This window comes from Streptacidiphilus fuscans, assembly GCF_015690355.1.
In the GTDB taxonomy this organism is placed as follows: Bacteria; Actinomycetota; Actinomycetes; order Streptomycetales; family Streptomycetaceae; genus Streptacidiphilus; species Streptacidiphilus fuscans.
On record NZ_JADPRT010000014.1, the window covers coordinates 145,463 to 159,384 of the forward strand.

At 71.9% G+C, this 13,922-nt stretch carries 12 protein-coding genes and 1 pseudogene; 6 read left to right on the top strand and 7 right to left on the bottom strand.

Annotated elements, in window-relative coordinates:
- Positions 1–78: 78 nt before the first annotated feature.
- From I2501_RS28835 to I2501_RS28860, 6 genes and pseudogenes are all read right to left on the bottom strand, one after another.
- Positions 79–1,050 carry a glycine betaine ABC transporter substrate-binding protein gene (locus tag I2501_RS28835; RefSeq protein ID WP_196197204.1) on the bottom strand — a complete coding sequence of 324 codons (972 nt, stop codon included), beginning with the start codon at positions 1,048–1,050 and terminating at the stop codon, positions 79–81.
- A gap of 59 nt (positions 1,051–1,109) precedes the next feature.
- Complete coding sequence (locus I2501_RS28840) at positions 1,110–1,928, bottom strand: ABC transporter permease (RefSeq protein WP_328806703.1); 819 nt, start codon at positions 1,926–1,928, stop codon at positions 1,110–1,112.
- Positions 1,929–1,968: 40 nt separating this feature from the next.
- Positions 1,969–2,985, bottom strand: a pseudogene (locus tag I2501_RS28845) (ABC transporter ATP-binding protein); the annotation flags it as partial.
- Complete coding sequence (locus I2501_RS28850; protein ID WP_196197205.1) at positions 2,978–3,625, bottom strand: ABC transporter permease; 648 nt, start codon at positions 3,623–3,625, stop codon at positions 2,978–2,980. The pseudogene I2501_RS28845 and the gene I2501_RS28850, both read right to left, overlap by 8 nt.
- A gap of 64 nt (positions 3,626–3,689) precedes the next feature.
- Positions 3,690–5,174: an NAD-dependent succinate-semialdehyde dehydrogenase gene (locus tag I2501_RS28855; protein WP_196197206.1), complete on the bottom strand. Its 1,485-nt coding sequence runs from the start codon at positions 5,172–5,174 to the stop codon at positions 3,690–3,692.
- A gap of 221 nt (positions 5,175–5,395) precedes the next feature.
- On the bottom strand, positions 5,396–6,256 hold the full coding sequence (locus I2501_RS28860; RefSeq protein ID WP_215910089.1) for an IclR family transcriptional regulator: 861 nt from the start codon (positions 6,254–6,256) through the stop codon (positions 5,396–5,398).
- A 234-nt stretch (positions 6,257–6,490) separates the two neighbouring features.
- Between I2501_RS28860 and fae the strand changes: the two genes are divergently transcribed.
- The 6 genes from fae (at position 6,491) to I2501_RS28890 (ending at position 12,766) form a co-directional block, all read left to right on the top strand.
- Entirely contained in the window at positions 6,491–7,093 is a 603-nt protein-coding gene (gene fae, locus I2501_RS28865) for a formaldehyde-activating enzyme (protein ID WP_196197207.1), read from the top strand.
- Complete coding sequence (locus tag I2501_RS28870) at positions 7,090–8,202, top strand: mandelate racemase/muconate lactonizing enzyme family protein (RefSeq protein WP_196197208.1); 1,113 nt, start codon at positions 7,090–7,092, stop codon at positions 8,200–8,202. The genes fae and I2501_RS28870 overlap by 4 nt, the downstream gene beginning before the upstream one ends.
- Positions 8,199–9,749 (top strand): aldehyde dehydrogenase, encoded by a 1,551-nt coding sequence (locus tag I2501_RS28875; protein WP_196197209.1) that lies wholly within the window; start codon positions 8,199–8,201, stop codon positions 9,747–9,749. The genes I2501_RS28870 and I2501_RS28875 overlap by 4 nt, the downstream gene beginning before the upstream one ends.
- A gap of 76 nt (positions 9,750–9,825) precedes the next feature.
- Positions 9,826–10,785: an NAD(P)-dependent oxidoreductase gene (locus tag I2501_RS28880; RefSeq protein ID WP_196197210.1), complete on the top strand. Its 960-nt coding sequence runs from the start codon at positions 9,826–9,828 to the stop codon at positions 10,783–10,785.
- Between the two features lie 46 nt (positions 10,786–10,831).
- Entirely contained in the window at positions 10,832–12,028 is a 1,197-nt protein-coding gene (locus I2501_RS28885) for an iron-containing alcohol dehydrogenase family protein (protein WP_196197211.1), read from the top strand.
- Between the two features lie 180 nt (positions 12,029–12,208).
- Positions 12,209–12,766: a YceI family protein gene (locus I2501_RS28890; protein WP_196197212.1), complete on the top strand. Its 558-nt coding sequence runs from the start codon at positions 12,209–12,211 to the stop codon at positions 12,764–12,766.
- Positions 12,767–12,860: 94 nt separating this feature from the next.
- Here the strand turns inward: I2501_RS28890 and I2501_RS28895 are convergent, their stop codons facing one another.
- Positions 12,861–13,826, bottom strand: a complete 966-nt coding sequence (locus I2501_RS28895; protein ID WP_196197213.1) for a GlxA family transcriptional regulator — start codon at positions 13,824–13,826, stop codon at positions 12,861–12,863.
- Positions 13,827–13,922: the final 96 nt, after the last annotated feature.

Consider the following 13,922-nt stretch of genomic DNA (forward strand, 5'->3'; position numbering starts at 1 on the left):
GGGGCCGACGCCATACGGGGTTTCCCGTACCCGACGGCGTCGGCCGCGAGCTCGGCTCCGGACGCGGCAGGCGGCCCGCTACGAGATGAAGCCGTTCTGCTGGAGCCAGTCGTGGGCGACCTGCTGCGGCTGCTCGCCCTGGACGTCGACCTCGGAGTTGAGCGTCTGCATCGTCTCCGTGGTCAGCTTCGCCGCGACCGGTGCGAAGAAGCCCTGGAGCTGCGGGTACTTCTTGGCCGTCGCCTCCCGCATCGTCAACGCGGCGTTGTAGACCGGGAAGAAGCCCTTGTCGTCGGTCATCACCTGGAGGTGCTCGGCGGCGATCCGGCCGTCGGTGGCGAAGACCTCACCGAAGTTGCACGTGGTGCCCTTGGCGGTCTCGGTGTAGATGACACCGGTGTCGAGCAGCTTCACGTTGGACTGCGGCACGGTCATGCCGTACGCCTTGGTCACACCCGGGAAGCCGTCGTCGCGGGTGGAGAACTCCGACTCGATGCAGAAGGTGGCCTGGCTCGGGTCGGTCTTCAGCAGGTTGGCCACGTCGGAGAGCGTGCTGACGTGGAGCTGCTGCGCCTTGGTCTTGAGGATCGCGAAGGCGTAGGTGTTGTTGAGCGGCGCCCGGTCCATCCAGGCGATCTGGTTCTTGGCCAGGTCCTCCGCCTGGACGTCGTTGTACTGCGTCGTCGGGTCGGTCACCGGCTTGGTGTGCTTGAGGTAGGTGATCCAGCCGGTGCCCGTGTACTCCCAGTACATGTCGATGTTGCCGGAGGTCAGCGCCGAGCGGGTGTTGGTCGAGCCGTGGATGTTGGTCTTGTCGACCACCTTGGCGCCGTGCGCCTGGAGCAGGTCCATGGTGATGTAGCCGAGGATGATCGACTCGGAGAAATCCTTCGACCCGACGGTGAAGGTGGCGCCGTCCAGCTCGTGGCCCAGGCTGCCGGTCTTCGGCGCGTCGGTGCTGGAGGACGAGGCACAACCGGACAGCACGAGGGAGGCGGCGACCGCTGGGATCGCCCACCGGAGAAGAGCCAGGGAAGCGTTCGAGGGCATGGCGAGGGAACCTCTCTCAAGGGTGGGGGTTGCAGAGAAGAAGGAGGGAGCGGAAGCGGTCAGATGCCGCGTGGCCGCAGCACGAGTTCGGCGACCCCGCCGAGCCAGTCCATGGCGAAGGCGATGCAGCAGGTCAGCACCGAGCCCGTGATCAGCACCGGCTCGCGGTCCAGCTTGATGCCGTTGACGATGATGTCGCCGAGCCCGCCCGCGGCGACGAAGGTGGCCAGCGTGGCCACGCCGACCGACAGCACCAGCGCCGTGCGCAGTCCGGCCAGGATCACCGGCACCGCCAGCTTGAGCTCGACGCCGCGCAGCACCTGCAACGGGCGCATGCCCATGCCGCGTGCGGCCTCGACCAGCGCCGGGTCGACCTGCTCGATCCCGATCATGGTGTTGCGCAGCACCGGCAGCACCGCATAGGCGACCAGGCCGATCATCGCGACGTGGAAGCCGACCCCGAACTTGATGGTCAGCAGCACCAGCAGACCGATGGCCGGGGTGGCCTGGCCCAGGTTGGCCAGGCCGATGACCAGCGGACGCAGCGGCTTGGTCGCCTTACGGGTCATCAGGATCCCGAGCGGGATGGCGATCACCACGACCAGCAGCGTGGCCAGCCCGGTCAGCTCCAGGTGTTGCACCACGGCGGTGCTCAAGTACGAGTAGTTCAAGGTCCGTTGCTCGATGCTGTCGAGCTGCTGACCGTGCGCCCACAGGTAGAGCGCCAGCAGCACCAGCGCGAGCGCCACCGGCGTGCCGATCAACCGGAGCAGCAGGCGACGCGAGCCACCTCCGGCAGGAGCCGCGCCGGTGGTGGCGGCGGAGACGGACGACGTCAGCGCGGCGGAGGCGGAACTGGAGGCAGTGCTAGACGCCACGGGACGCCACCACCTTGTCGGAAGTTGACGCAGCGTCAAGTGCCCGGCAGATCTCGGCGAAGCCGATGCGCCCGACCGGCCGTCCGCTCTCGTCGGTCACCAGCAACGAACCCTCGCCGCCACCGGCGACCAGCCGGTCAAGCGCCTCGCGCAGCGACGCCCCCACGGTCACGGACCCACCGTCGCCACCGCCTCCCTTGCCGAGCGCGTCCCCGCCGCCCAGCGGCAGCAACTCGGCTGCGGCGACGGTGTCCAGGGCGAGTCGCTTGAGCGTCGCGCCGGAGCCGATGAACCCGGCCACGTAGTCGTTCGCGGGCGCCGCGAGGATGGCGGACGGGGTGTCGAACTGGGCGATGTGGGAGCGCTCGGCCAGGACCGCGATCCGGTCGCCGAGCCGCAGCGCCTCCTCGAAGTCGTGGGTGACGAAGATGATGGTCTTGCGGATGTCCTGCTGGAGCCGGAGGAACTCGTCCTGAAGCCGCTCCCTGGTGATCGGGTCGGTGGCGCCGAACGGCTCGTCCATCAGCATCACCGGCGGATCTGCGGCCAACGCCCGTGCCACGCCGATGCGTTGCTGCTGACCGCCGGAGAGCTGACGGGGGTACCGGCCGCGGAAGGTGGCGGGGTCCAGGCCGACCAGGTGCAGCAGTTCGTCGACCCGCTCCTGGATCCGGGGCTTCTTCCAGCCGAGCAGCTTGGGCACCATGGCGATGTTCTCGGCGATGGTCAGATGCGGCATCAGGCCGATCTGCTGGATCACGTAGCCGATCCGCCGCCGCAGTTCGTCGGCGGGCAGGGCCAGCGCGTCCTCCCCGCCGATGGTGATCGAGCCGCTGGTGGGCTCGATCAGCCGGTTGATCATCTTCATGGTGGTGGTCTTGCCGCACCCCGACGGGCCGACGAAGACCACGAGTTCGCCCGCGCGGATGTCCATGGTGACCGCGTCCACGGCCGGTTCGGACTGGCCGTGGTAGCGCTTGGTCAGCTCGCGCAGCTCGATGGCGACACCGCCGCCGGTGCCGGCGAGGATGCTGGTGCTGGTGGTGGTCTCAGGCACGGATCCCCCTGGACGTGGTCAGCCGTCGGACGATGACGTAGAAGAGGTCGAAGAGCAGCGCGAGGACGATCACGCCGACGGTGCCCGCGATGGTCTCGTTGAGTGAGTTGACGGAGCCGAGGGTGGCCAGCCCGTCGAAGATCTGGTTGCCGAGGCCGGGCCCGGCGACGAAGGCGGCGATGGCCGCGATGCCGATGATCATCTGGGTGGAGACCCGGATGCCGGTCAGGATCACCGGCCAGGCCAGCGGCAGCCGCACCCGCAGCATCACCCGGGCCGAGGAGAGCCCGAGCCCCCGGGCCGCCTCGGTCAGCGCCGGGTCCACGGCCTGCAGTCCGACCACGGTGTTGCGGACGATCGGCAGCAGCGAGTAGAGCGTCAGCGCGGTCAGCGTCGGCGTCCAGCCGAGGCCGAGCAGCGGGATCAGCAGACCGAGCAGCGCGAAGGACGGGATCGTCAGGAACCCGCCGGTCACCGCGATCGCCGCGGCGGCGATCCGCGGGCGCTGCCAGGTGGCGACGCCGATCGCGATGCCGATCACCGCGCCCAGCGCCACCGCGATCGCCACGATCAGCGCGTGCTGCCCGGCCGCGTTCACCAGGTCGTTCCATCGGGTGTTGACGTACTCCGAGAGCGACATCGGCGCTACCTCCCTCTCCGCTCCACGATCACGTTCACGTTCACGGTCGCGTCGGGCATCGCGTTCACGGCCAGTCCACGGCCATGTAGGTGGTCTCCAGGAACGCGCCGATGCCCTCGCGCCCGCCCTCTCGGCCCAGGCCCGACTGCTTGACGCCGCCGAAGGGCGCGGCCGGGTCCGAGAGCAGGCCGCGGTTGACGCCGACCATGCCGACCTCCAACCGCTCGGCCAGCCGCACCGCGTGGGCCAGGTCGCGGGAGAAGACGTAGGCGGCCAGACCGTACGGGGTGGCGTTGGCGCGGGCGACCAGCTCGTCCTCGTCGGTGAAGACGCTGACCGGCGCGACCGGCCCGAAGACCTCCTCGTGCAGCATGCGCGCGTCGTCCGGCACGTCCACCAGGACCGTGGCGGGGTGGAAGCACCCCTGCTCACCCGGCTCACCCTGCCCGCCCTCGGGAACGGCGCCCTGGGCGGCGATCCGTGCGCCGCGCGTGAGCGCGTCGTCGACCAGCTCGCGCACCTTGGCCACCGCAGCCGGGTTGACCAGCGGGCCGAGCGTCACGCCCTCCGCCAGGCCGGGCCCGGCGACGACCTCCGCCATCGCGGCGCCGAACCGCGCGGTGAACTCCTCGGCGACGGAGGCGTGCACGTAGAAGCGGTTGGCCGCGATGCAGACCTGGCCGCCGCCGCGCATCTTGGCGTCCATCGCGCCGCGCACGGCGGCGTCCAGGTCGGCGTCGGCGCAGACCACGAACGGCGCGTTGCCGCCGAGCTCCATGGTGACGTTGACGACCCGCTCGGCCGCCTGCCGCAGCAGCAGCCTGCCGGTCGCCGTGGAGCCGGTGAAGGAGAACTTGCGCATCCGCTCGTCCTCGAACCACGCGCCGACGACCTCGGCGGCGCGGTCGGTGGGCAGCACCTGGAGCACGCCGTCCGGCAGCCCGGCCTCTGCCAGCAGTTCGGCCACGGCCAGTGCGGTCAGCGGGGTGTCGGGAGCGGGCTTGAGCAGCGCGGGACAGCCGGCCGCGAGCGCCGGGGCGATCTTGCGGGTGGCCATCGCGGCCGGGAAGTTCCACGGCGTCACATGCGCGGTGATCCCGACCGGCCGGTGTTGCACGAGGTGGCGGAAGCCGCCGTTCGGTGCCTCGCCGAAGCCGGCGTCGATCCGCACCGCCTCCTCCGCGAACCAGCGGAAGAACTCGGCGGCGTAGCTCACCTCTGCGCGTGCGTCGCGCAGCGCTTTGCCGTTCTCCAGGGTGATCAGCCGGGCCAGGGGCTCCAGGTGAGCCGTCATCAGCTCGTAGGTGCGGTGCAGGATCTCCGATCGACGCCGGGCCGGTGTCGCCGCCCAGCCGGGCGCCGCCTCGGCGGCCGCGTCCATGGCGGCCCGCGCGTCGGCGGCTCCGGCGGCGGAGACCTCGCGTACGGTGCGTCCGGTGGCGGGGTCGAGCACCGCGAAACGACGGCCGTCCGCCGCCGCGCGCCACCGACCGCCCAGCCACAGATCGCCCTCGCCGAGCGGTCCCGCTGCGATCTTCTCCGGGTCCATCACGCCGTCCTGATTCGTCGGTTCCGCGGCCGACGCCCTCGTCCGACCTGCGGTGTGTCCCGGAATGTACGGAGGCCCCGCAGCGGGGAACAAGGCTCCCGGCGAATTCGCAATGCGAGTTGTGCTGAGCACAACTGCCCACGTGCGGGCCGCCCGACGGCCCTCCGACGGCCGTCCGGTGGCCGTCCGACGCCCGTCCGACGGCTGCACCCGACAGCGGCTCAGGTGAAGCGCGGCGGCACGCTCGCCGACGGGCGCGGCTCCCAACCCAGCTCCAGCGAGACCCGGTTGGCGGCGGCCAGGGTGCGGCGTCCGGCGCGGTCCAGCGCCTGGCCCAACCGCTCCGCGCGCGCCGACACGTTGATGGCCGCGACCACCCGTCCCCGGAAGTCGCGTATCGGCGCGGAGACGCCCACCAGCCCCGGCTCGAACTCCTCGCTGACCTCGGCCCAGCCGCGCTCCCTGCCCTCCTGCACCCGGGCCCAGAACTCGTGCACCGAGTGCACCCGCGACTGCTCGTAACCGCTGGTCAGATCGGAGCCGGCGAGCCGGACGTAGAGCTCGTCCGGACTGGCGTCCATCAGCAGAACCCGGCCCGCCGAGGTGTGCGCGGCGGGAACGCCGCGGCCCTCCCAGCCGTGCGCGCGGTAGTCGTGCCCGGAGACCGAGAGCAGCGTCAGCACCTCGTCGTCGCGCAGCACGCACAGGTGGCAGGTCTCCTCCAACTGCGCGGACAGCACGTGCAGCACCGGTTCGGCGGTCCGCACCAGCCGGTTCTCCGAGGTCCTGGCGACCAGCGAGAAGAGCCGCCAGCCCAGGCGGTACTCCAGCGTGTCCGGGTCCCGCTCGACCACGCCCTGCTCGGCCAACGCCTTGAGCGCGCGCGAGACCTGGCTCTTCTCCCGGCCCACCAGCTGCGCCAGCCGCACCACGCCGAGGCCGCCGCCCTGCTGCGCCTCGGCACCGGCCAGCGCCTCCAACAGGTCGATGTCGCGCCGCAGTCCGTGCCCCTGACTGCGCGCGGCGGCACCGCCCCGGCCCTCATCGGGAACGGTCATCGTGGAGTCGTCGCTTCCGTTCATCCGCGCAGCTTAGGACAGCACCTCACCGCAGGTCAGTAGGGCTGTTGGTGAGAGGGCAACGGACATTGCGATTGCCGGGCGGTCCTTGCCGGGCCTCTGGGCGGGACCTACATTCGGTGCCGCGGGCCGCTGCCGCGAACCGCCGAGAGCTGCCGGGAGTCGTACGGCACCGTCGGCAGCCGCAGGCCCACCGGCCCGCCCCTCCGGCCACAACCACCAACCGGGAGCTGTCGCATGCCTTTTGCGTCCCTCGCGCTGATCGGCGAGTCCTTCGTCGGGGCGGGACCCAACGCCGCGCACACCAACGTCGTCCTCGGACGCAAGGGCGGCCCGGTGGAGACCGCGTGGGCGACCGCACTGGCCTCCCCCAGCGCCGGGTACGCGCCCTTCGTCGCGGTGCTGCGGCCCAACGTGCCCGTCAAGCCGCTCACCCTCTTCGTCAACAAGGCCGCCGCAACGAGCGAGCTGCACCAGCGGGCGACCTGGGGCGCGGCGCAGGCCGGGCTGGTCGCCGGTATCGCCGACGCCGTGGCCGACGGCGCGATCCCGGCGGCGGACGCCGACGCGCTGCTGCTGATCGCGGCGGTCTGGGTCGACCCGGCCGTGGACGACCTGGACGCCTGCTTCCGCAACCAGCGGGTCGCCGCCCGTCAGGCGCTGGCCGCCGCCGTCGCCGGGACGCCGACCCTCGCGGAGGTACTGGCGGCGGCCGAGCAGGGGCCGGTCAACGCCTTCTACACCCCCGACGCGGCACAGCTGGCCGCCTCGGCGCCTGCCTCGTTCGCCTCGGACGCCTCCGACGCCTCCGCCGAGGCCACTGCGGGGGCGCGCATATGAAGATCACCGACATCACCCTCGACCGGCTCCGGCTGGAGCTTTCCCCGCCCTTCCACGCCGCCTGGGACCCGGTCCCGCGTCGCCACTTCGACGCGACCATCGTCCGCGTCCACACCGACGAGGGCGTGACCGGCATCGGCTCCGGCGACTCGATGGACGGCTTCGACGCCTTCCGCCACCTCTTCGTCGGCGAGGACCCGCTCGACATCACCCGGCACGTGCGGGCCATCGAGACCGCCAACTTCCACGGCGGCTACTACTGGCCGCTGGAGGTGGCGCTCTGGGACATCATCGGCAAGGTCGCCGGACTGCCGGTCTCTGCGCTCTTCGGCAACGTCGCCCGCAAGGTCCCCGCCTACGCGTCCTCGGGCGAGCTCAAGTCGCCCCAGGAGCGCGTGGCCACCGCACTCCGGGTGCGCGAGGCCGGATTCCGCGCGATGAAGATCCGCATCGACCGCGACCGCGCCGACGAGGGCATCGCCGCCGTCCGGGCGGTCCGCGCCGAGCTCGGCCCGGAGTTCAAGATCATGGTCGACCTCAACCAGTCCTGGCGGATGGCCGGCGACACCGCTCCCTCCGCCGACCTGGCCACGACCCGGCGCACCGTGGCGCGCCTGGCCGAGCTGGACGTCTTCTGGGTGGAGGAGCCGCTCCCCTACGCGGACGTCGACGGCTTCAAGCAACTGCGCGCGGAGAACCCCGGGTTGCGCATCGCCGCAGGCGAGATGCACCACTCCGCCACCGAGTTGCTGCGCTATCTGGAGCAGGACGCCCTGGACGTCTACCAGATGGACGTGGTGCTGGCCGTCGGCATGCACCGGGCCCGCACCATCGCCGAGGTCGCCCACCTGAAGCACCGTCAGTTCACGCCGCACAGCTGGACCAACGGCATCGGCGTGCTGGCCAACCTGCACGTGGCGGCCGGTGTCGGCGGCGGCCCGTACTTCGAGTTCCCGTACGACCCGCCGGGCTGGACGCCGGAGCGGCGCGACTTCATGCTCGCCGAGCCGGTCGCCGTGGACGCCAACGGCGATCTGGAAGTGCCGTGGAAGCCGGGGCTCGGTATCGAGCTCGACGAGGAAGCGATCGCCCGCTGGAGGATCGGATGAGCACCCCCACGCAGCCGGTAGAGACCCCGCGCCCCACCGTCCCCGAACTGCTGGCCCGTTCGCACGGCCAGTGGCTGGAGGCCGCCTCCCGCCTGGAGTTCGAGACCCGCCCCTACATCGACGGCGGCTATCGCGACGCCCGCTCCGGCGCGACCTTCGCCACCGTCTCGCCGCGCGACGGCTCGGTGCTGGCCCAGGTCCACGCCGGGAACGCCGACGACGTCGACGACGCGGTCCGCGCCGCCCGGACGGCCTTCGAGGACGGCCGCTGGCGCCTGCTGGATCCCAAGCAGCGCAAGGCGGTTCTGCTGCGCTGGGCCGAACTCGTCCTCGCCGACGCCGAGACGCTGGCGCTGCTGGACACCCTGGAGATGGGCAAGCCGATCACCGAGTCGGTCCGCATCGACGTGGTCAAGACCGCCGAGACCATCGCCTGGTACGCGGAGGCGCTGGACAAGACCTACGACGAGGTCGCCCCCGCCCCGCACGGCGCGCTGGCGCTGATCACCCGCGAGCCGCTCGGCGTCGTCGGCGCGGTGGTGCCGTGGAACTACGCGCTGCTGATCACCTCCTGGAAGCTGGCCCCGGCGCTGGCCACCGGCAACTCGGTGGTGCTCAAGCCCGCCGAACAGACCTCGCTCGCCGCACTGCGCCTGGCCGAACTCGCCACCGAGGCAGGGCTTCCTGACGGCGTGCTCAACGTCGTCCCCGGCCTCGGCGAGACCGCGGGTCAGGCGCTCGGTCGCCACCGTGACGTCGACAAGATCGCCTTCACCGGCTCACCCGAGGTCGGCCGCCTCTTCCAGGTCTACGCGGGCGAGTCCAACGGCAAGCAGGTGGCTCTGGAGGCGGGCGGCAAGTCGGCCCAACTCGTGCTGCCGGACGCCGACCTGACCGCCGCCGCGTCCGCGATCTCCTGGGGGATCTTCTACAACGCCGGGCAGACCTGCAACGCGGGATCCCGCGTGGTGGTCCACGAGTCGGTCAGGGAAAGGCTGTTGGCCGAGATCGCCAAGGTGACCGAGGAGACCTTCAGCCTCGGCGACCCGCTGGACCCGGCCACGGTCATGGGCCCGCTCGTCGACGAGGGCCAGCTGGAGACGGTCCTCGGCCACATCGCCCGAGGTCAGCGCGACGGCGCCCGCCTCGTCCGCGGCGGCGCCCGGGTCCTCGCCGAGACTGGCGGCTACCACGTCGAACCGACGGTGCTGGCCGACGTCGACAACGGTTCGCCCCTGGGCCAGGAGGAGATCTTCGGGCCGGTACTGGCGGTCGTCGCCTACGACGGCGACGTCGACGAGGGCGTCCGGATCGCCAACGACTCCGCCTACGGCCTGGCCGCCTCCGTCTGGACCCGCGACATCGGCACCGCCCACCGCGCCGCCCGCGCCCTGCGCGCCGGAACGGTCTGGGTCAACACCTTCGACGCCAGCGACGTGATCACGCCCTTCGGCGGCATCAAGGCCAGCGGCGCGGGCCGGGACAAGTCCCTGCACGCGCTGGACGGCTACACCTGGCTCAAGACCACCTGGATCGACCTCACCTGAGCCTGCCGCTCCCCCGTTACGACTCCGTTCCCACCACTTTCTGACGTATCATCATGCCTTCCTCTGGAGACCGCACATGACGATCGGCTTCATCGGCCTGGGCAACATGGGCCGCCACATGGCCCGCAACCTGCTCGACGCGGGCTTCTCCCTCACCGTGCACGACGTGCGCGAGGAGGCCGCCGAGGAACACCTGCTGCGCGGCGCAGCCTGGGCGTCCACCCCCGCCGCCTGCGCGGCCGAGGTGGACGTGCTGATCACCATGCTGCCGACGCCGCGCATCGTCGAGCAGGTGCTGCTGGAGGGCGGCGCGGCGGACGCGCTGCGCGAGGGCGCGCTCTGGATCGACATGTCCACCTCGACGCCCGAGGTCGCCCGCCGGATCGACGCGGACCGGCTCGCGCCGCGTGGCGTCCGCGCGATGGACGCGCCGGTCAGCGGCATGGCCAAGGGCGCCGAGGCCGGGACGCTGCAGATCTTCGCGGGCGGCGACCCCGCCGACTTCGCCCGCGCGCTGCCGGTCCTGCGCGCCATGGGAGCGCCGGAGCGAATCCTGCATGTCGGCCCCAACGGGGCCGGCTACACGGTCAAGCTGATGATCAACCTGCTCTGGTTCAGCCATCTGGTCGCCGCCTCCGAGGTGCTGGCCATGGGCGTCAAGGCGGGCGTCTCGCTGGACGTGCTGCGCACGTCCCTGCTGGCCAGCCCGGCCGCGTCCCACTTCCTCGACAGCGACATGCTGTCGGTGTTGGAACGCGGCGACTACGACGACTCCTTCGCCATGGTGCTGGCCTGCAAGGACCTGGGCCTGGCCGTCGACCTGGGCCGGGACGTGGGCGTCTCCACCGAGCTGTCCGCGCTGGTCGAGCAGATCTACCGCCGGGCCAAGTCCCGGTACGGCGAGCTGGCCGGGGAGATGAGCCCGGTGCGGCTCTACGAGGAGCTCGCCGGACAGGAGTTCCGGCTGGCCACCCTCACCGTCCCGGTCGCCACCGTCGACTCGGGCGCCCCCGTCGACCCGGCCCCGGCCGCCTGACCCTGCCTGACTGACGATCCGTCAACCCATCGCCCGGAGCCCACCCATGACCGACTCCCCCACGACCGACTTCCCCACAGGCTGGCCCGCCACCGCGACGCTCGCACCCAGCCCGCTCGCACCGCTCTCCCCCTTCGACGCCGAGCCCACCGGCCGGACCGTGTTCGGGCCCGGCAGCATCGCCCGGCTGCCCGAGCTGATCGACGGCCTGGGCCAGCGGCGCGCCTTCGTCGTCACCGACCCCGGGATCAAGGCCGTCGGCATCCTCGACCGGGTGCTGTCCGTCCTCGCCGACGCCGGACTCGAGACCGGCGTCTACGCCGAGGTCGGCCCCAACCCGTCCACCGCCAACGTCGACGCGGGCGCGGAGGCGGCGCGCGCCTTCGGTCCGGCCGTGGTCGTCGCCCTGGGCGGCGGCTCCAGCCTGGACGCCGCCAAGGGCATCGCCCTGCTGGTCGGCAACGCCGGCGCGCGGGCCGCCGACGCCGACGAGCTGTGGGAGGCCTTCGACGGCCTGCCACTGATCGCCGTGCCGACCACGTCCGGCACCGGCGCGGAGACCAACGGCTTCGGCGTCATCGAGGACACCGCGGCCTGCCGCAAGCTGTACATCGGCCACGCCTCGGTCAAGCCGCTGGTCGCCCTGCTCGACCCGGAGCTGACGCTGGGCATCCCCGCCCACATCACCGCCGCCACGGGCATCGACGCCCTGGTCCACGGCGTCGAGTCGCTCGCCTCGCGCGGCGCCAACGCCCTGTCGGTGGCCTACGCCACCCAGGCCGTCACCCTGGTCGGCCACTGGCTGCCCGCCGCCTACCGCGACGGCGCGGACCTTACAGCCCGCAGCCAACTGATGCTCGGCGCCCATCTGGCCGGACAGGCGCTGACCCGGTCCGGCCTGGGCCTGGTCCACGGCCTCGGCCACGCCATCACCGCCCATACCGGCACCCCGCACGGCGTGGCGCTGGCGGCGGTCTTCGAGGAGGTCATGGCCTACAACCTGGACTCCGCCCCGGCCGCCTACGCCCAGGCCGCCCACGCGCTCCAGGCGACGTCGGCGATCGACGCCGTCCACGAGATCGCCGGCGCCGTCGACGTCAAGCGCCCGCTGCGGGACCTGGGCGTGACGGCGGACCTGCTCCACCCGATCGCCACCGCCGCCCTCGCGGACGCGGTCACCAAGAACAACCCGCGCACCCCCACGGAGGCCGAGATCCTGGAGCTGCTCCGCCCCCTGCTCTGAGGGACCCATGCAAGCGCCGGGGCCGGGCTCACCCGTCCGGCCCCGGCCCGGGAGGCGGGCCACCACGTGCCCGCCTAGGGTGACGGCTGAGGCGACTCGGCCTCGCCCCGCCCCGCCCCGCGCGGGCCAACGGTTCGCCCGCCGCGCTCGGCGCGGCCCCGATGTCCGTGGAGCAGATTCATGACTTCCGTCACCCGCAGTGAACTCACCGGCGACTACGTCCTCGACCCCGCGCACACCCAGATCGGCTTCGTGGCGCGCCACGCCATGGTGACCAAGGTGCGCGGCGCGTTCAACAAGTTCGAGGGCACCGCCCACCTCGACGGCGAGAACCCGGCCAACTCGACGGTGCGGGTGAGCATCCAGGCCGACAGCATCGACACCCGCAACGAGCAGCGCGACGGCCACCTGCGCACCAACGACTTCCTCGACGCGCCCAACCACCCGCAGATCACCTTCGTCTCGACCAGCGTCCGCCAGGTCGAGAACGACCGCTACGAGGTGACCGGCGATCTCACCATCAAGGGCGTGTCCAAGTCGCTGACCATCCCGTTCGAGTTCCAGGGCGCCGTCATGGACCCGATGAACAACTTCCGTGTGGGCCTTGAGGGTTCGGTGACCATCAACCGCAAGGAGTTCGGCCTGACCTGGAACGCGGCCCTGGAGGGCGGCGGCGTCCTGGTCGGCGAGAAGGTGGTCCTGGAGTTCGAGATCTCCGCCGTCCGCCAGTCGTCCTGACCGGCCGCCCGCCGCCCACCCTCCCGCCGGAATCCACCGGAATCAGCCGGAGATGTCCCCACGTCCGCCCTGCGCAGCGTCGGATGCCACGACGTCACACACCGCGCAGGGCGGACGTCGTCCTGCCCGTGCGCTCACGCAGCAGCACCCGCAGCGTGTTGGCGTTCTCGTAGCCGACCCGGCGGGCGATCACCTCCAGCGACAGGTCCGTGGTCCGCAGCAGGTGGGAGGCCTGCTCGACGCGCAGGTCCTGGACGAAGCGGATCGGCGAGGTGCCGAGCACCCGCTGCACCGAACGCTGCAGGGTCCGGTTGCTCACTCCCAACGCCTGCGCGGCCTCCGGGATCGAGACCGGCTGCGCCAGCCGTTCCCGCACCCAGCGCTCGAACGCGGCGACCGTGGGGTCGTTCTGCGCGAGCGCGCTCGGGATCGTGTAGGCGGACTGCGAGGGCCGCTCGTCGATCACCAGGTACCGGGCGACCAGATCGGCCAGCGCCGGACTCCCGGCCCGCACCACCGAGAGTGCCAGGTCGACATGCCCGAACGCCGCGCCCGCGGTGGTCACCCCACCGCAGCTGACCAGCATCCGGCTCTGGTCCAGCTCGACCTCCGGGTACCGGTCGCGGAACACCGGAGCCAGCCACCAACTCGTCGTCGCCCGCAGCCCGCCGAGGACACCCGCCTCTGCCAGCAGGAAGGTGCCGGTGCACGCCGACGCGATCGGCAGCCCGCGGCCGGCCGCGTCCGCCACCAACTCCCGTACCGGGGCGAGGGCTTCGGAGCCGACGGCGGCGAGCAACGCGTCCGGGCGGCGTTCGCCGAGCGCCGGGACGACCAGCAGGTCGGCCTCGTCGACGTGGTCGATCGGAGCGGTCTCGACCAGATGCCCGGCGCCCGTTCGGATCTGCGGCGCGAAGCCGACGGTCGTCACCGTCCACTGCGGCCCGGCGCTGCGCGCCTCGTCCGCCTCGGCCATGGCATTGGCGCCGTCGAGCACGTCGAGGACCGCCGCGAGCCCGGAGTCGAACACTCCGTCGTAGACAAGAACCGCCACCTTCATGGCGGAAACCCTATCAATGATGTCGTTTCTGCCACTGATCATGCTCCCGGCCCCGGCCATAGGTTCATGACCGCACCCCGCACCACAGCACACACA